We start from the raw sequence: 19889 nt of genomic DNA on the forward strand, positions 1-19889 counted from the left end.
GTCAGTCGACGGTCACCATGGCGGGCTCGGCCGCCCGGTGCGTCCCGCTCGGGCTTGTCGCGACGCTCTCGTGGCGGGTGGGCACCAGCACGGTGAGGCCCGCGCCGAGCAGCGCAATGCCCGCGAAGATGTAGAAGGCGATGTTGCTGCTCAGTCCGGCGCCGAGGATCAGCCCACCGACGAGCGGCCCGAAGATCCCGCCGAGACGGCCGAATCCGGCGCACCACGCGACGCCGGCGGCGCGTGCCGTGGTCGAGTAGTAGTTGGCGACGAAGCCGTAGATGAGGATCTGGGTGCCGATCCCGCCGATACCGGCCGCCGCGACCGCGCCGAGCAGCACCGCCAGCGGCAGGTCGAGGGTGAGCACGATGAGCGACAGCACCGCGAGCAGGAACGTGCCGACGATGACCCGCTGCGGGCCGGTGCGATCCGCCGTCCGGGAGGCGAGCACAACGCCGGCGATCGCGCCGCCGTTCAGCACCAACAGGAATGCCAGCGAGTTCTTCGCGTCGAACCCGGCGTTCTCCATGATCTTCGGCAACCAGGTGTTGAGCCCGTACGTGAGCATGATGCCGCCGAAGCTCATCAGGCCGAGCAGTGCGGTGCCTAGCGCGTACCGGCGGGTGGCCAGCGCGGCGAATCCGACCTTCTGGGCGCCCGCCCGCTCGACGACGAGTTCTTCGGCTGTCGGAGAAGGGATGCCGGTGCGTGCGGTGATCGCGTGGGCCTCGTCGATCCGGCCACGGGCGACGAGCCAGCGGGGCGACTCGGGAAGCCTCAGCAGCACGAGCGGCAGCAGGATCACGAGGGGCAGCGCTCCGATCCAGAACAGGCCGCGCCAGCCGATGGCGTCACGCAGCAGCAGGGCGAGCAGCGACGCCATGACACCGCCGAGGGGGACACCGCAGTAGACGATCGCGTTGTACATGTTCTTCTTGCTGGGCGGCGCGAACTCGGCGACCACCGCGCCGGTGGTGGCGATGAGTCCACCCACGCCGATGCCGGTGAGCAGTCGCATGGCGCCGAACATCGTCACGGAGTGGGTCATCGCCGCGGCAGCCATGCCCACCGAGAACCACGTGATGCTGATCAGTGTCAGCTTTCGGCGGCCGACCCGGTCGCCGAAGGCGCCGGCGAGCAGGGCGCCGATCAGGACCCCGACCAGGGCGTACGAGCCGAGCACCCCGGCCTGTTCGGCAGAGACGGCACCGAGCTGGGTCGGATCCTTCATGAGGATCGGGAGGATGGTTCCGTACACGACCAGGTCGTATCCGTCGAAGACGAGCGCTGCCGTCGCGAGGGCGACGATCCACGTCACCGAGCGTCGATGCTGCGTACTGGTCCAGTCGGCCGAGACAGGGGGCATGAGAACTCCGTGTGTGTCAGGGGGCGAGTTTTCGCCGGGGCGGGTCGGCCCCGTCGGAGCGACAACGATGAGTGAACAAAAATTCGTAGTGGATGAATGCTCATTCATTGTGTTCGACCAGAACGGTAGTGTGGCGCGCGTCACTCTGTCAAGGGTGCGCGTCGAGGCCCTGCCCGGGGTTCCCGGCCGGGGCCTCTACGGCCGATCACGCACAACGCTCGACTGGGAGACCCCAGCCGAGCGTTGTGCGTGATCTACTACCGCCTGACTACCCGCCGGTGTGGCGACGACCCCCCCTCCGGCTCCGCCGGCGATCCCGGGCCCGCCGTCCTGGACGGTCTACAGGAAGGCGCTGATGCCGGTCTCGGCGCGGCCGATGAGCAGCTTCTGGATCTGGCTGGTGCCCTCGTACAGGGTCATCACGCGGGCGTCGCGCATGTACTTGGCGACGGGGTACTCGTCGACGTAGCCGTACCCGCCGAAGAGCTGGATCGCGTTGTTGGCGGCTCGCACCGCAGCCTCGCTGCAGAAGTACTTCGCCTTGGATGCGGCGGTGCCGAACGGTTCTCCGCGCTCGATGAGGTCGGCTGCCCGCCAGGTCAGCAGGCGGCCGGCGTCGGCGTCGACGGACATGTCCGCGATCAGGTCCTGGATCAGCTGGTACGAGGCGATGGGCCGGTCGAACTGCTTGCGGTTCGTCGCGTAGTCGACGGCGGCCTCGAGGCAGCCCTGGATGATGCCGACGCAGCCGGCGCCGACCGAGACCCGGCCCTTGTCCAGCGAGTGCATGGCGATCGAGAAGCCTTGGCCCTCCTCGCCGAGCAGCGCGCTCGCGGGCACCTTCATGTCGGTGAAGTACAGCTCGGCGGTGGCCTGGCCGCGCAGGCCGAGCTTGCCGTGGATCTCCCGGGCTTCGAAGCCCGGGGTGTCGGTGGGAACGAGGAAGGCGGACACGCCCTTCGGGCCGGGACCGCCGGTGCGGGCGAAGACCAGGCACAGGTTCGCCCAGGTTCCGTTGGTGATGAAGATCTTCGACCCGTTGATGATGTAGTGGTCGCCGTCGCGCACCGCGCGGGTCTTCAGGTGTCCGGGGTCGGAGCCGTTGTCGGGTTCGGTGAGACCGAAGCATGCGAGCGCCTCACCCGAAGCGATGCGTGGCAGCCACTCGTGCTTCTGCTCCTCGGTGCCGTGGGACAGAATCACCTTGCCCACCAAGCCCATCGAGACGGACACGATGCCGCGCACAGCGGAGTCGGCGCGGCCGAGTTCCTCCATGCCGAGGCAGTAGGTGATGTAGTCGCCGCCGAGGCCGCCGTACTCCTCGGGGATGGTCAGCCCGAAGAACCCGATCTCGGCGAGCTTGGGCACGATCGAGATGTCCACCGATTCGGCGCGGTCCCATGCGGCCCGGTGCGGGACCACCTCCTTGTCGAGGAACTCGCGTGCGAGTTGCCGGAAACTCTGCTGCTCCTCCGTCAACGCCAGATCCATGTCGACTCCTTGCTGGGGCACCACCGGGGCCTTCGGGGCGGGGTGCGTCGGATTTCGAAAAGCACACGAGCAAAATGAATGCTCATTCACTTGAGGTGAATATACGTTCGTTTCTCGGGGGGTGTCAAGGGTGCGGTGCAGGGCACGCGAGTATCGGTGCCCGGTGGGCTCGGACACCGGGCACTCGGATCGTGCGGCGGCGCCCACCGCCCGTCCGGGTCACAATCGACGGGTGAACGGGACCTGGATCCTCCTCGTCGTCATCGCGGCCGTCGCCGTCACCGGACTCGCGAACCGCGGAAACCTCCAGGCCCCGCTGGTCCTCGTCACCATCGGCTCGATCGCCTCGTTCCTGCCCGGCATGCCGCGGCTCGAGCTGCATCCGGACATCATCCTCGGGGTGGTGCTGCCGCCGCTGCTGTACTCGGCGGCGCTGCGCTTCTCCGTGGCGACCTTCCGCCGGCACCTCGCGCCGATCCTGCGGCTGGGCATCTTCACCGTCCTGGTCACGGCCTTCGCCGTCGCGTTCTCCGCCTCGGCGCTGGTGCCGGATCTGACCCTCGGCGCCGCACTCGTGCTCGGGGCCGTGGTCGCGCCGACCGACGCGGTCAGCGCCGTCGCCGTCGGACAGCGACTCGGACTGCCCAAACGCGTCATCGCGGTCCTCACCGGTGAGGGTCTGGTCAACGACGCGACCGCGCTGACCCTGTTCACCGTCGCGGTCTCCGCCGTCGCCGGCACCCGGGTGCTGGTGGACTCGCCCGTGGTGTTCTTCGGGTACGAGGTGGCCGGCGGCGTGGCGATCGGATTGCTGCTCGCCGTCGTGGTGCACCGGGTGCGCGGCCGCATGTACGACTCGCCGCTGGAAACGGTGCTGGGACTGGTGCTCCCGTTCACCGCCTACCTGGCCGCCGAGGAGATCGAGGCGTCCGGTGTGCTGGCCGTGGTCGCAGCCGGCCTGTACATGGGGCACCGGGCCACCGACGCGTCCGTGGCGACGCGCATCCAGGAACGGGCGGTGTGGGAGAGCCTCGACGTGCTGCTCGAGATGTTCGTCTTCGCCTACATGGGACTGCAGCTGAAGTTCGTGATCGACGAGGTCCGCGAGAGCGGTCTCGACGTGCACCGCGCGTTCCTCTACGCGTTCGCGGTGCTCGGTGTGGTGATCGCGGTGCGGCCGCTGTGGGTGCTGCTGCACTGGGCGCGTCGCCGCCTCACGCGGGAGGTCGGGCTCGACCGGCTGGGGCGCGACCAGTTCACCGGCCGTGAGTACCTGGTGATCTCGTGGGCCGGGATGCGCGGTGTGGTGACCCTCGCGGCCGCCGGGGGCGTGCCGCTCGTCCTGGCCTCCGGCGAGCCGTTCCCCGGTCGCGAGACGATCCAGGTGATCGCCTTCGTGGTCGCGGTCGGCACCCTGCTGATCCAGGGGGCGACGATGCCGGCCCTCATCCGGGTGCTGAACGTCGCCGATCCCTACGAACGGCTGTATGCCCAGGAGCAGATGGAACGTGCGCGGACCATCTCCGGCACTGCCGCCGAACAGCACCTCGCGCTGCTCGCGAAGAATCCGCCCGACGGCGTCGACGCCGAGGCGCTGCAACGCATCCTCGCCCGGGTGAACCGGTCCATGAAGGCCCGCCTCGAAGCGCAGCAGGCCGAGGAGGCCGGTGAGCACGAACCGGCCGTGCCCGACTCGGGCACCCTGTTCGAGAAGCTCCGGCGCTCCGTGCTGCGCGCCCAGCGGCAGGCCCTGATCGCGGCACGCGACAACGGCGACCTCGACGACGAGACGCTCCGCACGGTGCTCGAGGGACTCGACGTCGAGGAGGCGGCCGCGGAGGAACGGCTCAACCGGCGCACCCGGTACTGACCGGGCCCCGGACTGCCGACATCCGCGTTTTCCCGCCGGGGCGGGAGCAGACGATTCTAGGATTCCTTATGGCCGTCGAATCGGTTCCCGAGTCCCCGCCCCGGATCGAATACCTGCGCACGGATCCCGACCTCCCGCCGGTCGGCATCGTCGACCGTTCCCCGATGCCTTCGTCGGCCCGCGTCGTGTTCGTCGTGCTGGCGCTGCTCGGTGGTGTCGCCTGGACGATGATCGCGGTGGTCCGCGGGGAGAACGTCAACGCGGTCTGGTTCGTGATCGCCGCGGTGTGCACGTATCTGATCGCCTACCGCTTCTACGCCAGGCTGGTCGAGAGCAAGATCGTCCAACCGCGCGACGACCGGGCCACCACGGCGGAGATCCTCGAGAACGGAAAGGACTACATCCCGACGGACCGGCGGGTGCTGTTCGGACACCACTTCGCCGCGATCGCCGGCGCCGGTCCTCTCGTCGGTCCGGTGCTCGCCGCGCAGATGGGGTACCTGCCGGGCACCCTGTGGATCATCCTCGGCGTCGTGTTCGCCGGTGCGGTGCAGGATTTCCTGGTGCTGTCGATCTCGTCGCGGCGCCGCGGGCGCAGCCTCGGTCAGATGGCGCGGGAGGAACTGGGCGTCGTCGGCGGAATCGCCGCCATGGTCGCGGTCTTCGTCATCATGATCATCCTCATCGCGGTTCTCGCTCTGGTCGTGGTCAATGCGCTCGCCGAGAGCCCATGGGGTCTGTTCTCCATCGCGATGACCATCCCCATCGCCCTCTTCATGGGGGTGTACCTGCGTTACCTGCGGCCGGGCCGGGTCTCGGAGGTCTCGCTCATCGGCGTCGCACTGCTCCTGCTGGCCATCGTCGCCGGCGGCTGGGTGGCCGAAACGGACTGGGGAGCCGAGTGGTTCACCCTGTCCAAGGTCACCATCACGTGGCTGATGATCGCGTACGGATTCGCCGCCTCGGTGCTACCGGTGTGGCTGCTGCTGGCGCCGCGAGACTACCTGTCCACGTTCATGAAGGTCGGGACGATCGCGCTGCTCGCCGTGGGTATTCTCATCGTCCGCCCGACCCTGCAGATGCCGGACGTCACCTCCTTCGCTCTCGAGGGCAACGGCCCGGCCTTCGCCGGATCGCTGTTCCCGTTCCTGTTCATCACCATCGCCTGCGGCGCACTGTCCGGCTTCCACGCGCTCATCTCCTCAGGCACGACCCCGAAGCTGCTCGAGAAGGAGAAGCAGACCCGGCTGATCGGGTACGGGGGCATGCTCACCGAATCCTTCGTGGCGATCATGGCGCTGATCACCGCCTGCGTGATCGATCAGCATCTGTACTTCGTGCTCAACGCCCCGGCCGGCGTGACCGGAGGCACTCCCGCCACTGCGGCGGACTACGTCAACGGCCTCGGACTGGGTGCCCCGGATATCACCCCGGAGGCCATCTCCCAGGCCGCCGCCGACGTCGGGGAGGACTCGATCATCTCGCGCACCGGCGGCGCCCCGACCCTCGCGTTCGGGATGTCCAGCGTGCTGAGCGACCTGTTCGGTGGCGACGCGCTGAAGTCGTTCTGGTACCACTTCGCGATCATGTTCGAGGCCCTGTTCATCCTCACGACCGTCGACGCCGGCACCCGCGTCGCCCGCTTCATGCTCTCGGATTCGCTCGGCAACTTCGGGGGACCGGCCCGCCGGTTCAAGGACCCGTCGTGGCGTCCGGGCGCGTGGCTGTGCTCGCTGCTGGTCGTGGCCGCGTGGGGTGCGATCCTGCTGATGGGCGTCACCGATCCACTCGGGGGCATCAACACCCTCTTCCCGCTGTTCGGCATCGCCAACCAGCTGCTCGCCGCGATCGCCCTGACGGTCGTGCTCACCGTGGTGATGAAGAAGGGCCTGTTCAAATGGGCATGGATCCCGGGCGTTCCGCTCGTGTGGGACCTGATCGTGACGATGACCGCCTCGTGGCAGAAGATCTTCTCGGGGGATCCCGCGATCGGGTACTGGACCCAGCACTTCGACTTCCAGGCCGCCAAGGACGCCGGGGAGACCAGTTTCCGGTCCGCGACGAGCCCCGCCGCGATCGACGCGGTGATCCGCAACACCTTCATCCAGGGCACACTGTCGATCGTGTTCGCGAGTCTCGTGCTGATCGTCGCCGTCGCGGGAGCCATCGTGTGCGTCAAGGCGTTCCGGGCCGGAGGGCTGCCCACCACCGAGGCTCCCGACGTTCCGTCGAAGATCTTCGCCCCGGCCGGGTTCGTACCCACGGCCGCCGAGAAACGAATACAGCACCAGTGGGACGTGCTCATCGCGTCCGGACGCGTGCGCGCCCCGGGCGCCGCGCACATCCGTCCCGCTCGCGGCCCCCGCTCGGAGCCGACCGGAGCGCACCATGAGTAGGGTGCTCGCCGCGCTCGCCGCGCGGGGACGAACGGTGCGCTGGTGGATCGGAGCGCTGATGGGCGACCACGACTACGCGCGGTACGTCGCCCACCTGGAACGGCTGCACCCCGGAGCCGAGATCCCCACCGAACGCGAGTACTGGCGCACCCGTTACGCCGCCGCGGACGCGAACCCGGGGGCACGTTGCTGCTGAGGCCTGTGCGGGCACCGGCCGGCGCCGCGCCGATCCGCGTGCACCCGGCCACCGTGTACCCCGCAACGGCGTCGCTGCGGTGGCCTAGCGTGAACCCATGATGAGTCCGCTCGACCGCCTGCGTGCCCTGTGCACCGCGCTTCCGGACGTCACCGAACGCGTCAGCCACGGCGAACCGGCCTGGTTCGTCCGCCGCTCCCCGCAGTTCGCCACCTTCGCCGACCACCACCACGACGACCGTGTCGCGTTCTGGGCGGCCGCACCCGCGGGCGCACAACAGGATTGGATCGAGCGGGACCCGGATCGCTTCTTCCGGCCGCCGTACGTCGGCACCCGTGGCTGGATCGGGGTCCGCCCCGACGGCCCCGGCGCCACCGGCGACGCCTTCTGGGACGACGTCGCGGACATCGTCGAGGACGCGTACCGCACCGTCGCGCCGAAGACCCTCGTCGCGCGGCTCGACGCCGAGCCGGGACCGGACCCGCGGTGAGCGCAACCCTCGCCGCGCTCCTGGCCGTCGCGTTGCTCGTCGTCGCCGGCGTCACCGTGCTGTGGCTGCGCACCCGGCGTGGCCTGACCACACCGGCCGAACGTGCCGTGCACGCCACCCTGCACACCGCGTCGCTGGCCGCGCGGCCGCTGCGCCGGGGCCTCGACGCGACGTCCGCGCAGGAGGCCGCCCCGCACCTGCGCTCGCTCACCGGCACGTCGTCCGTCGCGCTCGTCGACGCGGACGGCACCCGCCTGGCGTGGAGCGGCCCCTTCGAAGGGCTGTCCGCCCAGTTGCTCACCGCCGCGAAGCGCGCGATCGCCGACGACCGGCGCGTCCTCGTCGGGCACGGCGACCTCCAGCGCGGTCCCGACGAGCAGGCCGCGCGCGCCGTGATCGTGCAGCCGCTCGTCATCGACAACGTCGGGGTCGTCGGTGCGCTCGGCGTCGTGACCACCACCGAGCCCGGCCCGGCTCTGCTCGGCGTGCTCACCGAGGTCGCCCGCTACGCCTGCAGCCAGATCGAACTCGCCGAACTCGACGCCTCCCGCGCCCGCCTCGACCGCGCCGAGGTGCTGGCGCTGCGCGCTCAGATCAGCCCGCACTTCATCTACAACGCCCTGGGCACCGTCGCGTCGTTCGTGCGCACCGACCCCGAACGCGCCCGCGAACTGCTCCTCGAATTCGCCGACTTCACCCGGTACTCCTTCCGCGCGGCCGGGGAGTACACGCTGCTCGCCGACGAACTGCGCAACATCGACCGGTATCTCACGCTCGAGCGGGCCCGGTTCGGCAACGCTCTCGAGGTGCGGCTGCAGGTCGCGCCGGAGGTGCTCAACGTGGTGCTGCCGTTCCTCGCCCTGCAGCCCCTCGTCGAGAACGCCGTGCGGCACGGCATCGCGGGCAAGAGCACCCGCACCGGCACCATCAGCATCGTCGCCGCGGACGAGGGCACCGACTGCGTCATCAGCGTCGAGGACGACGGCGTCGGCATGGATCCCGAACTCCTGCGCTCCGGCGATCTCGACGCCGTCGCCGAGGGACAGGGGCGCACCAGCGCCAAGGAGGCGGCGCACGTGGGACTGGCCAACGTCGACGATCGCCTGCGCGCAGCGTTCGGCAACGACTACGGCCTCGTCGTCGAGACGGCGCCGGGGGCCGGAACGAAGGTCAGCATGCGGGTGCCGAAGTTCCGGCCCGGGATACGGGCATGACGCGACCCTTCCGCCACCCGGCCCCGCTCCGCGCGAGTGGACCGGTCCGCTCCGCGCGGACGGTCCGGCATGGCACGATGGACCGGCTGTGAACGACACCACCGACACCCTCACCGTGCTGGCCGTCGACGACGAACCGCCGGCCCTCGACGAGCTCGCGTACCTGCTGCGGCGACGCGAGGAGATCGGCCATGTCCACACCGCGGGCGAGGCGACCACCGCCCTGCGGCTGCTGCGCGACGGTGGGATCGACGCGGTGTTCCTCGACATCAACATGCCCGGCCTCGACGGCCTGGAGCTCGCCGGCATCCTGCGCAACTTCGCGAACCCGCCCGCCGTCGTGTTCGTGACCGCGCACGACGACCGTGCGGTGGCGGCCTTCGACCTCGGCGCGGTCGACTACCTGCTCAAACCCCTGCGCGAGGAACGTCTCGCCGAGGCGGTGCGCCGCATCGCCGAGCGCCGCCGCACCCGCGAAACCGAATCCGCCGCCGCGGGCGCGGCCGCGGCGGACGAGGTGATCCCCGTCGAACTCGGCGGCGTGACCACACTGGTGCCGCGGTCGTCGGTGCAGTGGGTCGAGGCCGACGGCGACTACGCACGCCTGCACACCGGCACCGGCTCCCACCTGGTGCGCATCCCCATCTCCACCCTCGAGAGCCGCTGGGCAGACGCCGGGTTCCTGCGGGTGCACCGCTCCTACCTCGTGTCGCTGCCCCTGGTGACCGGCATTCGCAGCGTCGGCTCCGGCCTCGTCGTGTGCCTGCGGGCCGAGGAGGGCAAGCCGCCCGTCGAACTGCCGGTGAGCCGTCGCCACACCCGCGAGCTCAAGGACCGCCTGATCCGCGGACCGATGCAGACCTGGACGACCAGATGAGTCCGTCCGGCAACCCGCCGCCGCATGGTTCGGGCGGCCCGCCGCCGCGTGGTTCGGGCGGCCCGCCGCCGCGCGAACGGGTGGTGCTCGCCCAGCGCCGCGGCGCCCGCATGGTGCGCACCCGCGTGGAGGTCCAGGAACAGACCGAGGTCGGGGAGGCCATGGTGCGCGGCCTGGTCCGAGCCCAGCTCGGCCTCGCCGCGCGGCTCTCGCTCGTCGCGGTGTGCCTGCTGTGTGCCCTGCCGCTGCTGTTCCACTTCGTGCCGCGCCTGACGGACCTGACGGTGCTCGGCATCCGGTTGCCGTGGCTGCTGCTCGGATTCGTCGGATACCCGCTGCTGCTCGGCATCGGCGGGCTCTACGTCCGCCTGGCCGAACGCAACGAGCAGGACTTCACCGACCTGGTCGACGACTGAGCGGCTCATGGATACCGGTTCGATCCCCGTCGTCACCGTCATCGGGCTCGTCGCCGCAGCCGCCGCCACCGTCGCGATCGGCATCTACGGAGTCCGGCTGGCCCGCACCACCTCCGACTCCCTCATCGCCTCCCGCAGCGTCGGCCCCCGCTGGAACGCCGCCGCCATATCCGGTGAATACCTCTCCGCCGCCTCGTTTCTCGGAGTGGCCGGGCTGATCGCCAAGTACGGCGCCGACGCCCTGTGGTATCCGGTGGGCTTCACGGCGGGCTACCTGGGCCTGCTGCTGTTCGTCGCCGCGCCGCTGCGCCGGTCCGGCGCCTATACGGTGCCCGACTTCGCGGAGTTCCGGCTCGGCGCGCGATGGCTGCGCACCCTGGCGATGGTGATCGTCGCCGTCGTCTGCGTGCTCTACCTCGTCCCCCAGTTCCAGGGCGCGGGACTGACCCTGAACATCCTGCTCGGCGTCCCCGACTGGGTCGGCGTCGTCGCGGTCGGCTTGATCGTCGTCGGCAACGTCGTCGGTGGCGGCATGCGCTCGATCACCTTCGTCCAGGCGTTCCAGTACTGGCTCAAGCTCACCGCCGTCGCGGTGCCGGCCCTCGTGCTCGCCGTCCACTTCCTCGACGACGACCGCGCCGTCGGGCAGCCGGCGCCGCCGACGGTCACCGAGCGCACCACCGTCGACGTCACCACCGACGTCGTCGTCCAGGTCGGCGAGCCTCTCGAGGTCGCCGCCACCGGACGGGTCGACGGACGGACCGTGGACGGCACCGTGCTGCTCGCGCCCGGCGAGCACGAGGTGGCCGCCGGCACGGCGCTGGTGCTCGAGCCCGGCGCAGCCGTGCCGGTGGTGGCCGGGGCACCCGCCACCAACGACGACTGGGCCGCGCCCGGCGGCGGGATCGGCGGCGCGCACCCGATGTTCCAGGTGTATTCGCTGATCCTCGCCACCTTCCTCGGCACCATGGGGCTGCCGCACGTGCTGGTGCGCTTCTACACCAACCCCGACGGGCGTGCGGCCCGCATGACGTCGCTCGCGGTGATCGCCCTGCTCGGCGTGTTCTATCTGTTCCCGACGCTGCTCGGGGTGTTCGCGCGCCTGTACGTGCCGCAACTGCTCATCACCGGCCGCTCGGACGCGGCCGTGCTGCTGCTGCCGGGGTCGGTCCTGTCCGGCTGGGGCGGCCAGCTGCTCGCCGCGCTCGTCGCCGCCGGCGCGATCGCGGCGTTCCTGTCCACGTCCTCGGGGTTGCTGGTCAGCGTCGCCGGCGTGCTGTCCACCGACGTGCTGCGGGGGCGGGTGCGGGACTTCCGGATCGCGGCCGTCCTCGCCGGCCTGGTGCCGCTCGGCCTGTCGCTGGCGGTGACGTCGCTGGACCTGTCGCGGGCGGTGGGTCTGGTGTTCGCGGTGGCCGCCTCCACGCTGTGTCCGCTGCTGATGCTCGGCATCTGGTGGCGCGGGCTCACCGCGGCCGGGGCGGCCGCGGGCATGGTGGTCGGCGCGGTGGTGGCCGGCGGCGCGGCCCTGGTGGTCGTGCTGGTGCGCATCGACCCCGGGACGGGCGGAGGCTGGCTCGCCGCCGTCATCGGCTACCCGGCCGCCGTGAGCGTGCCACTCGCGTTCGTCACCATGGTCGTCGTCAGCCTCGCCACCCGATCCCGCGTCCCGGCGGACATCGGTCGCGTCTTCTCCCGCATGCACGTGCCCGAGCGGCTGGGGATGGGCCGGGACCGGGAGCTCGGGGCGTTCGAGGACACCGGCGACCCCGCGGACCGGCGCGGACCCGGAAAGTCGCCCCGGCCGCGAGGCCACTGAGCCGCCACTCGTCGCGCCCGGGGGACCGTTCGCCGCACCGGTCGACAGCTCGGCGTGTGACCGGTGCCACCATCTTCTCGTGTGACTCTCGTCTCATTACGGTCTACTGGTAGTACGTCTCACAGGGGCGATCCCTGAAGCCACGACCAAGGAGTCGGCAGTGACCACAGCTCACCTCGGCAAGGGCGGGGCGCTCGAGCGCCGCACGCCCGATGCGCAGGACTTCGTCGACATGCAGGCGAGTCCGGAGTTCCAGGACTTGCGCCGCCGGCTCCGGCGGTTCGTCTTCCCGATGACGGGACTCTTCCTCACCTGGTACTTCGTGTACGTCCTGCTGGCCACCTACGCCGCCGACTTCATGGCGACCAAGGTGCTCGGCAACATCAACCTCGGCCTGATCCTCGGACTCGCGCAGTTCGTATCGACCTTCGTCATCACCGCGCTCTACGTGCGGTTCGCCAACCGTGACCTGGATCCGCGGTCCGCCGCGATCCGTGAAGAGCTGGAAGGACCGGCCCAGTGACAGTTCTGGCCCAGGGTGCCACCGACGTCGGCAACCCCTTGTTCAACATCGCGATTTTCGTCGCATTCGTCGTCGTGACGATGAGCCTGGTCATCCGGGCCAGCCGCTCCACCAAGAAGGCCTCGGACTTCTACACCGGCGGCGGGCAGTTCTCCGGCCCGCAGAACGGCTTCGCGATCGCCGGCGACTACCTGTCGGCCGCGTCGTTCCTCGGCATCGCCGGCGCCATCGCCGTCTACGGCTACGACGGATTCCTGTACTCCATCGGCTTCCTCGTCGCCTGGCTCGTCGCCCTGCTGCTCGTCGCCGAACTGCTGCGCAACACCGGCCGGTTCACCATGGCCGATGTCCTGAGCTTCCGGCTCAAGCAGCGTCCGGTGCGTATGGCCGCCGCGCTGTCCACCCTCGCGGTGTCGCTGTTCTACCTGCTCGCCCAGATGGCCGGTGCGGGTGGCCTCGTCGCGCTGCTGCTCAACATCGACGGCAAGCTCGGCCAGGGCATCGTCGTCGCCGTGGTCGGCGTCCTGATGATCGTGTACGTGCTCATCGGCGGCATGAAGGGCACCACCTACGTGCAGATGGTCAAGGCCGTGCTGCTCGTCGCCGGTGCCGGCATCATGTTCGTGCTCGTGCTGCTCGCGGTCCGCGGCAACTTCTCGCAGCTGCTGGCCGACGCGCAGGCCATGGTGAACAGCTCCACCAACGAGGCCGTCGCCGGCCGCGACGTGCTCGCCCCCGGCGCCAAGTACGGCATCAGCGACATGACCCGGCTCGACTTCGTCTCGCTCGGCATCGCCCTGGTGCTCGGCACCGCCGGCCTGCCGCACGTGCTGATGCGCTTCTACACCGTGCCCACCGCCAAGGAGGCCCGGCGCTCGGTGACCTGGGCCATCGCCCTGATCGGCGGGGTCTACCTGTTCACCCTGGTGCTCGGCTACGGTGCCGCCAAGATGGTCGGACCGGACGTCATCCTCGGCGCCCCCGGCAAGGAGAACTCGGCCGCGCCGCTGCTCGCCTTCGAACTCGGCGGCACCATCTTCCTCGGCATCATCTCCGCCGTCGCGTTCGCCACGATCCTCGCGGTCGTCGCCGGCCTCGCGATCACCGCGTCCGCGTCCTTCGCCCACGACATCTACGCCAGCGTGATCAAGCGCGGCAACGCCTCCGAGGAGGATCAGGTGCGGGTCTCCCGCATCACCGTCGTAGTGATCGGCGTGGTCTCGATCGTGCTGGGCATCCTCGCGATGGGCCAGAACATCGCCTTCCTGGTGGCCCTGGCCTTCGCAGTCGCCGCGTCCGCCAACCTGCCGACGCTGCTGTACTCGCTGTTCTGGAAGAAGTTCAACACCACCGGCGCCCTGTTCAGCATCTACGGCGGCCTGGTCAGCTGCCTGCTGCTCATCGCCTTCTCCCCGGCGGTGTCCGGCAAGCCGTCCTCGATGTTCCCGAACGCGGACTTCGCCCTCTTCCCGCTCGCCAACCCCGGCATCGTGTCGATCCCGCTGGCCTTCGTCCTCGGCATCGTCGGTACCTACATCGGCCGGCGCAAGCTGGAGGACCCGGCCAAGCAGGCCGAGATGGAGGTCCGCTCCCTCACCGGTGTCGGTGTCGAAAAGGCTGTCGCCCACTAGGCAACACCCACGAAGCGCGGACGCAGGGTCGATCACCCTGCGTCCGCGCTTCGGCGTCTACGCTGCGGGGCATGGCCAAACTCGAGGTATCGACCGACCTTCCGCTCGAACCGCACGTGACCTGGGTGCGGGCGTCGGACCTGCACGGATTCGACGAATGGCTGACCATCCACGACGGGTGGCGCAGCGACCTGCCGAGCGAACTCGTCGTCGGCACCACCGCCGAGTCCGTCGTCTCGGTCAAGGGCATGCGTAACCGGGTCGCGTGGACCGTCCGGGAGATCGACTCGCCGCACCACCTCGTGCTCCACGGTTCCGGCAAGGGCGGCACCCGGTTCAAGCTGCGGATGACCGTCCGGGCCGCCGGGATCGGCTCCGTGCTCAGCCTGAACATCGACCTCGGCGGGGCACCGCTGTTCGGGCCGATCGGCTCCGGCGTCGCGCGGGCCCTGCACGGCGACATCGAGGCCTCGCTGCGCCGGTTCGCCGAACTCTACAGCTGAGCCGCAGCGCCGAAGGCGCCCATGGGTCCCAGCACCGAAGGCGCTCATGTGTCCCAGCGCCGAAGGTGCTCGTGAGCGCAGCACCGAAAGCGCCCTCCGCGCGGGCGACACGCCGGGGACCGGCGCGAGAAGTGCGCGCCCGCGGGCCGCGCTCGGCAGAATGAGGCGATGACGACCCGCACATTCGAAGGCCGTCGTCTGAACCTGACGAACCTCGACAAGGTGCTGTACCCGAGCACGGGCACGACGAAGGCCGACGTGGTCGACTACTACGTCGCCGTCGCCCCGGTGCTGCTACCTCACGTCGCGGGCCGGCCCGGCACCCGCAAACGCTGGCCCGAGGGTGTCGGCGGCGAGTCGTTCTTCGAGAAGAACCTCGCCTCCCACGCGCCGAAGTGGCTCACCCGCAAGACTGTTCACCACAAGCAGCGGTCGGTGACGTATCCGGTGTTCGACTCCGTGGCGTCGCTGGCCTGGCTGGGGCAGCAGGCGGCACTCGAGCTGCACGTGCCGCAGTGGCGGTTCTCGGGTTCCGTTCCGGGTCCCGCGACGCGGATCGTGTTCGACCTCGACCCGGGGGAGGGGGTCACGCTGGCGCAGTGCGCCGAGGTTGCCCGCCTGGTGCGCGACATGGTCGGCGGGCTGGGCTGGCCGGCCTACCCGGTCACGAGCGGCAGCAAGGGGATACACCTGTATGTGCCGCTCGACCGCGAGCTCGCACCGGGCGGGGCGTCGACCGTGGCGAAGCAGGTGGCGATCAACCTCGAGACGCTGCATCCCGACCTGGTCACCGCCACCATGGCCAAGGCCGTGCGCGGTGGCCGGGTGTTCCTCGACTGGAGCCAGAACAACCAGGCCAAGACGACCATCGCGCCGTATTCCCTGCGCGGCCGGGAGCAGCCGTGGGTCGCCGCGCCCCGCACCTGGGACGAACTCGACGACCCCGGGTTGCACCAATTGCGGTTCGACGAGGTGCTCGCGCGCCTCGAGGCCGGACCCGACCCGCTCGCCGCGCTCGACCCGCCGCTGCCCGAGTCCGACGCCCTGACCGAGTACCGGCACAAGCGCGACCCGTCCCGCACCCCCGAACCCGTCCCCGCCACCGTGGGATCCGGACCGGGCAATTCCTTCGTCATCCAGGAGCACCACGCCCGCCGCCTGCACTACGACCTGAGGCTCGAGCGCGACGGGGTGCTCGCGTCGTGGGCGGTGCCGAAGAATCTGCCGGACGATCCCGGCCGCAACAACCTCGCGGTGCGCACCGAGGACCATCCGCTCGAGTACCTCACCTTCCACGGCGTGATCCCCAAGGGGGAGTACGGCGCCGGCGGCATGACGATCTGGGACACCGGCACCTACGACACCGAGAAATGGCGCGACGACGAGGTGATCGTGCGCCTGCACGGCGCGCGGGTGCAGGGCCGGTACGCGCTGATCCGCACGGCCGGCAACCAGTGGCTCGCGCACCGCATGAAGGACCAGAGCGCGCCGTCGGGCCCGCCGACGAGCTTCCCGCGCGACCTCGAGCCCATGCTCGCGACACCGGGTGAGGTGACCGATCTCGACGCCGACGAATGGGCATTCGAGGGCAAGTGGGACGGCTACCGCGCCGTCGCCGAGATCGAGAACGGGCAGCTGCGGCTGCATTCGCGTTCCGGCCGCGACATCACCGGCGACTACCCCGCTCTCGCCGATCTCACCCGCATCCTCGACGGGCACGAGGTGGTCCTCGACGGCGAGGTGGTCGCGTGCGACACCCTCGGTGTCACAAGCTTCCGGCAGCTGCGGACCGGGGGCACCCCGCAGTACTTCGTGTTCGACGTCCTCTTCCTCGACGGGGTGACCCTGTACCGCAAGCCGTATTCCGACCGGCGGCGCGTGCTCGACGCGCTCGCCGCCGCGGCCGACGGGCTGGTTGTTCCGGAACTGTTGCACGGCAACGGATCCGAAGCGCTGGAGGAGAGCACCCGGCGGGGCTGGGAAGGGGTGGTGGCCAAGCGGCGGAACTCGGTGTACATGCCGGGCCGGCGCAGCCCCGACTGGGTGAAGTCGAAGAACTGGCTCACCCAGGACGTCGTCATCGGGGGCTGGCGCCTCGGCAAGGGGGCCCGCGCCGGCACCTTCGGCTCGCTGCTGGTCGGCGTGCAGGGCGAGGCCGGGCTGGAGTACGTCGGCCGCGTCGGCACCGGCTTCGACGAACCCCAGCTCGCCGAACTGTCGGCCGCCATGGCGGGTCTGCGGCGCCGCACCACCCCCTTCGCCGGCGACGTCCCGCGCGAGGACGCGCGGGACGCGGTGTGGGTGAGCCCGAAGCTGGTGGGGGAGGTGCGGTTCCGGGAGTGGACCGACGCCGGCAAGCTCTGGCATCCGAGCTGGCGCGGGTTGCGCGACGACATCGACCCGCAGGACGTGGCCCGCGGCAGCGGATGACCGCCCGCCCCGGGTGCCGAAAACCTCACCCCGGGGTGCCTGTCGTCCTCCGGCGCGTCGGCGCACCGTGGTCACACGGCACATCCGCCGACTGTGGCACGGGCCGGCGCGCCCGGAGGAGGGAAGGTTCGACGATGTTGCAGACGACCGACAGGGGCCGCCTCGGCCGCACCCTGATGACCGCGTACGGCGCGGCCGCCTACGCCGTGTTCTTCGCGGTGTTCCTGTACTCGATCGGGTGGGTCGAAGGTCTCGTGGTGCCCCGCACTATCGACGAGGGGCCGCAGACGCCGATCGTCGTCGCCGTGATGGTGAACCTGGCCCTGTTGTCCGTGTTCGCCGTTCAGCATTCGGTCATGGCCCGGCCCTGGTTCAAGGACCGATGGACCCGCATCGTCCCACAGCCGATCGAACGCTCCACGTTCGTCCTGTTCGCCACCGCCGCCCTGGCGCTGGTGATGTGGCAGTGGCATCCACTGCCACAGGAGATCTGGGACGTGGACGCGACACCGGTGCGCGTGGTGCTCTATGCGGTGTCCTTCGCAGGATGGGGCCTCGTGCTCGCATCGACGTTCGCGATCGACCACTTCGACCTGTTCGGCCTGCGGCAGGTGCTGCGGAACTTCGCCGGAAAACCCCCGGCCGAAGTCGTATTCCGCACCCCGATGCTGTACCGCGTGGTGCGTCACCCGTTGTATCTCGGCTTCCTGATCGCGTTCTGGGTGGCGCCGACGATGAGCGTGGGCCACCTGCTGTTCGCCGCGGTCACCACCGGATACATCCTCGTCGCGCTGCGGTTCGAGGAACACGATCTGACCGACACGTTCGGCGACCGGTACCGCGACTACAGTGCCCGCGTGCCCCGGCTGGTGCCCCGCCCGCGCGCGGCGAGCCGAACCTGACCATGTTCCGGCCGGCTCCGGTGCGGGCACCCGCACCGGAGCCGTGCAGCGCCGTAGGGTACTTCGCGTGAGCATCGCGAAGTCCCTCGTCCTGTTCGTCGTCGCGGCCCTGTTCGAGATCGGCGGTGCCTGGCTCGTGTGGCAGGGAATCCGGGAACAGCGCGGCTGGATCTGGGTGGGCGCCGGTGTGATTGCGCTCGGCGGGTACGGAATGGTGGCAACGCTGCAGCCGGATGCGAATTTCGGTCGCATCCTCGCCGCCTACGGCGGAGTGTTCGTCGCCGGATCGCTCGTGTGGGCGATGATCGTCGACGGCTTCCGCCCCGACCGGTGGGATGTGGCCGGCGCCCTGGTGTGCCTGCTCGGCGTGGCGCTGATCATGTACAGCCCGCGCTGAACTCCGGCACCGTCAGCCGACGGTCACCGTCCCCGCGGCCGGTGTCGAATTGCAGATCGGGCCGCTGCTCAGGTTCACCGAACCGAATACGGTGGTGAGCACGGTGCCCGGGCCGGTGTTCACCACCTTCGCCAGGTTCGGGTACGTCCCCTCGAGGTCGACGATCCCCGCCTGGCCGGTGCTCTGATTGAGCCATGCGACCGACACCTGCCCCGCAGCGGGCATGGGGCCCATTCCCGGTGCGGTGGAGAACAGTACGTGACCGGGGGCGATCGCGGGGTTCGCCTCCGGGCCGGCCTGCGCGGTGACCGCCGTGATCGAGGCCAGGCTGCCCTGGTTGAGGCACCCGAAGGTCAGTGCCGTGCCGAGGGATTGGGGCGGTGCGGCGCCGGCGCTGCCGGCGAACAGGACGGCGGCCGCGATCGGTGCGGCGGTGGCGAGGATTGCTCGGGTGGTTCGGGCGGCGCTCATGCTGATGCTCCTGTGATCGGAATGTCACGTCCGGGTGCCGACCGCCGCGCCCCGCCGGCGGCGCGCCCCGCGCACCGAATGACGCCCCCGAGTCTAGATCGCGAACGGCGGAGCATACGACGTTTCGGAGATCTTGCTTGCCGGGGATGTCAACGCACGCGGTAGAACTGCGCGGCATTGTCGTGCAGCGCCCGCGCGGCGAGGTCCGGGCCCAGTGCATCGGTGACCACTGCGACGTCCGTGTCGGTGAACGGCCGCGGCGCCCGGGTGGACGGCAGGTCGGTGCCGAACATCAGGGCGTGCGGGTTCCGGTCGGCGACGGCGCGCAGAACGGCGGCGACGTCGAAGTCGGCGCGGCCGAACCCGGTCGCCTTGACCCGGACCCCGCGGTCGACCAGGTCCAGCAGGTGCGGCAGTCCGGCCGCGGACAGGCCCAGGTGGTCGATGCTCACCGCGGGCAGGGCGGCGACGGTCCCGGTGAGCGCGGGCAGTTCGCGGGCGTCGACGTACAACTCGGTGTGCCAGCCGGCGACGTCGTGGACCCGCCGCGCGAGCGAGTCGAGGTGGGCGGCGGATTCCGAACCGCCGCGGCGCAGGTTGAACCGGATCCCGCGCACGCCGGCCTCGTCGAGCCGGGCGATCTCGGTGTCGGTCACGGTCGCCGGCAGTTGGGTGACGCCCACGAAGCGGGGGCCGAGGAGGGCCAGCGCGTCCAGCAGGTAGCCCTGATCGAAGCCGTGGAAGGAGCCGGACACGACGGCGCCACCCGTGACGCCGAGCCCGCGGACCCGCTCGAGATAGTCGGCGACCGTGAAGGCCGGCGGCACGTATCCCTCGTTCGGGGTCACGGGGAAGCGGGGGTCGACGATATGGAAGTGGGCGTCGAAGATCGGCATC

General features: G+C 70.3%; 18 protein-coding genes. 14 read left to right on the plus strand and 4 right to left on the minus strand.

Annotation, left to right across the window (positions count from 1 at the left end; translation table 11 throughout):
- Position 1: 1 nt before the first annotated feature.
- Positions 2–1366 (minus strand): aromatic acid/H+ symport family MFS transporter, encoded by a 1365-nt coding sequence (locus CQZ88_RS09550; protein WP_044476512.1) that lies wholly within the window; start codon positions 1364–1366, stop codon positions 2–4.
- A 339-nt stretch (positions 1367–1705) separates the two neighbouring features.
- Positions 1706–2857: an acyl-CoA dehydrogenase family protein gene (locus CQZ88_RS09555; RefSeq protein WP_006946371.1), complete on the minus strand. Its 1152-nt coding sequence runs from the start codon at positions 2855–2857 to the stop codon at positions 1706–1708.
- Between the two features lie 232 nt (positions 2858–3089).
- Between CQZ88_RS09555 and CQZ88_RS09560 the strand changes: the two genes are divergently transcribed.
- From CQZ88_RS09560 to CQZ88_RS09625, 14 genes are all read left to right on the plus strand, one after another.
- Positions 3090–4727: a Na+/H+ antiporter gene (locus CQZ88_RS09560; protein ID WP_029541922.1), complete on the plus strand. Its 1638-nt coding sequence runs from the start codon at positions 3090–3092 to the stop codon at positions 4725–4727.
- 68 nt (positions 4728–4795) lie between these two features.
- Positions 4796–7123 (plus strand): carbon starvation CstA family protein, encoded by a 2328-nt coding sequence (locus CQZ88_RS09565; protein ID WP_006946367.1) that lies wholly within the window; start codon positions 4796–4798, stop codon positions 7121–7123.
- The gene (locus CQZ88_RS09570; protein ID WP_044476511.1) at positions 7116–7319 is read left to right on the plus strand and encodes a YbdD/YjiX family protein; all 204 of its coding nucleotides are present in this window, start codon (positions 7116–7118) and stop codon (positions 7317–7319) included. The genes CQZ88_RS09565 and CQZ88_RS09570 overlap by 8 nt, the downstream gene beginning before the upstream one ends.
- A gap of 97 nt (positions 7320–7416) precedes the next feature.
- Positions 7417–7809, plus strand: a complete 393-nt coding sequence (locus CQZ88_RS09575; RefSeq protein ID WP_102799644.1) for an MmcQ/YjbR family DNA-binding protein — start codon at positions 7417–7419, stop codon at positions 7807–7809.
- Positions 7806–9023: a sensor histidine kinase gene (locus CQZ88_RS09580; RefSeq protein WP_006946362.1), complete on the plus strand. Its 1218-nt coding sequence runs from the start codon at positions 7806–7808 to the stop codon at positions 9021–9023. Before CQZ88_RS09575 ends, CQZ88_RS09580 begins: the two co-directional genes overlap by 4 nt.
- Before the next feature lie 88 nt (positions 9024–9111).
- Complete coding sequence (locus CQZ88_RS09585; RefSeq protein WP_006946359.1) at positions 9112–9900, plus strand: LytTR family DNA-binding domain-containing protein; 789 nt, start codon at positions 9112–9114, stop codon at positions 9898–9900.
- Positions 9901–10010: 110 nt separating this feature from the next.
- Positions 10011–10316, plus strand: a complete 306-nt coding sequence (locus CQZ88_RS09590) for a hypothetical protein (RefSeq protein WP_202917667.1) — start codon at positions 10011–10013, stop codon at positions 10314–10316.
- A gap of 7 nt (positions 10317–10323) precedes the next feature.
- Entirely contained in the window at positions 10324–12135 is a 1812-nt protein-coding gene (locus CQZ88_RS09595) for a cation acetate symporter (RefSeq protein WP_102799645.1), read from the plus strand.
- A gap of 160 nt (positions 12136–12295) precedes the next feature.
- A complete protein-coding gene (locus CQZ88_RS09600; protein ID WP_006930250.1) occupies positions 12296–12658 on the plus strand; it encodes a DUF485 domain-containing protein in 363 nt (120 codons plus the stop codon).
- Positions 12655–14289 (plus strand): cation acetate symporter, encoded by a 1635-nt coding sequence (locus CQZ88_RS09605; protein ID WP_102799646.1) that lies wholly within the window; start codon positions 12655–12657, stop codon positions 14287–14289. Before CQZ88_RS09600 ends, CQZ88_RS09605 begins: the two co-directional genes overlap by 4 nt.
- Before the next feature lie 71 nt (positions 14290–14360).
- Complete coding sequence (locus tag CQZ88_RS09610) at positions 14361–14792, plus strand: SRPBCC family protein (protein ID WP_006930253.1); 432 nt, start codon at positions 14361–14363, stop codon at positions 14790–14792.
- Between the two features lie 168 nt (positions 14793–14960).
- Entirely contained in the window at positions 14961–17222 is a 2262-nt protein-coding gene (locus tag CQZ88_RS09615; RefSeq protein ID WP_102799647.1) for an ATP-dependent DNA ligase, read from the plus strand.
- A 134-nt stretch (positions 17223–17356) separates the two neighbouring features.
- Positions 17357–18124, plus strand: a complete 768-nt coding sequence (gene mddA, locus CQZ88_RS09620; protein ID WP_006930258.1) for a methanethiol S-methyltransferase — start codon at positions 17357–17359, stop codon at positions 18122–18124.
- A gap of 67 nt (positions 18125–18191) precedes the next feature.
- Positions 18192–18521 (plus strand): YnfA family protein, encoded by a 330-nt coding sequence (locus CQZ88_RS09625; protein WP_029541928.1) that lies wholly within the window; start codon positions 18192–18194, stop codon positions 18519–18521.
- Between the two features lie 12 nt (positions 18522–18533).
- Here CQZ88_RS09625 and CQZ88_RS09630 read toward each other — a convergent pair whose 3' ends face one another.
- A complete protein-coding gene (locus CQZ88_RS09630) occupies positions 18534–18992 on the minus strand; it encodes a hypothetical protein (protein WP_043797747.1) in 459 nt (152 codons plus the stop codon).
- Between the two features lie 149 nt (positions 18993–19141).
- Positions 19142–19888 (minus strand): amidohydrolase family protein, encoded by a 747-nt coding sequence (locus CQZ88_RS09635; RefSeq protein ID WP_037201466.1) that lies wholly within the window; start codon positions 19886–19888, stop codon positions 19142–19144.
- Position 19889 lies beyond the last annotated feature (1 nt).

It is taken from the genome of Rhodococcus sp. ENV425, assembly GCF_002887785.1.
Taxonomy (GTDB): Bacteria; Actinomycetota; Actinomycetes; order Mycobacteriales; family Mycobacteriaceae; genus Rhodococcus; species Rhodococcus aetherivorans.

Bases quoted from the DNA above. Each gene is read 5' to 3' on its own strand.
- CQZ88_RS09550 (WP_044476512.1), bottom strand. From the start codon at position 1,366: ATGCCCCCTGTCTCGGCCGACTGGACCAGTACGCAGCATCGACGCTCG.
- CQZ88_RS09555 (WP_006946371.1), bottom strand. From the start codon at position 2,857: ATGGATCTGGCGTTGACGGAGGAGCAGCAGAGTTTCCGGCAACTCGCA.
- CQZ88_RS09565 (WP_006946367.1), top strand. From the start codon at position 4,796: ATGGCCGTCGAATCGGTTCCCGAGTCCCCGCCCCGGATCGAATACCTG.
- CQZ88_RS09570 (WP_044476511.1), top strand. From the start codon at position 7,116: ATGAGTAGGGTGCTCGCCGCGCTCGCCGCGCGGGGACGAACGGTGCGC.
- CQZ88_RS09575 (WP_102799644.1), top strand. From the start codon at position 7,417: ATGATGAGTCCGCTCGACCGCCTGCGTGCCCTGTGCACCGCGCTTCCG.
- CQZ88_RS09590 (WP_202917667.1), top strand. From the start codon at position 10,011: ATGGTGCGCACCCGCGTGGAGGTCCAGGAACAGACCGAGGTCGGGGAG.
- CQZ88_RS09595 (WP_102799645.1), top strand. From the start codon at position 10,324: ATGGATACCGGTTCGATCCCCGTCGTCACCGTCATCGGGCTCGTCGCC.
- CQZ88_RS09610 (WP_006930253.1), top strand. From the start codon at position 14,361: ATGGCCAAACTCGAGGTATCGACCGACCTTCCGCTCGAACCGCACGTG.
- CQZ88_RS09615 (WP_102799647.1), top strand. From the start codon at position 14,961: ATGACGACCCGCACATTCGAAGGCCGTCGTCTGAACCTGACGAACCTC.
- mddA (WP_006930258.1), top strand. From the start codon at position 17,357: ATGTTGCAGACGACCGACAGGGGCCGCCTCGGCCGCACCCTGATGACC.
- CQZ88_RS09630 (WP_043797747.1), bottom strand. From the start codon at position 18,992: ATGAGCGCCGCCCGAACCACCCGAGCAATCCTCGCCACCGCCGCACCG.
- CQZ88_RS09635 (WP_037201466.1), bottom strand. From the start codon at position 19,888: ATGCCGATCTTCGACGCCCACTTCCATATCGTCGACCCCCGCTTCCCC.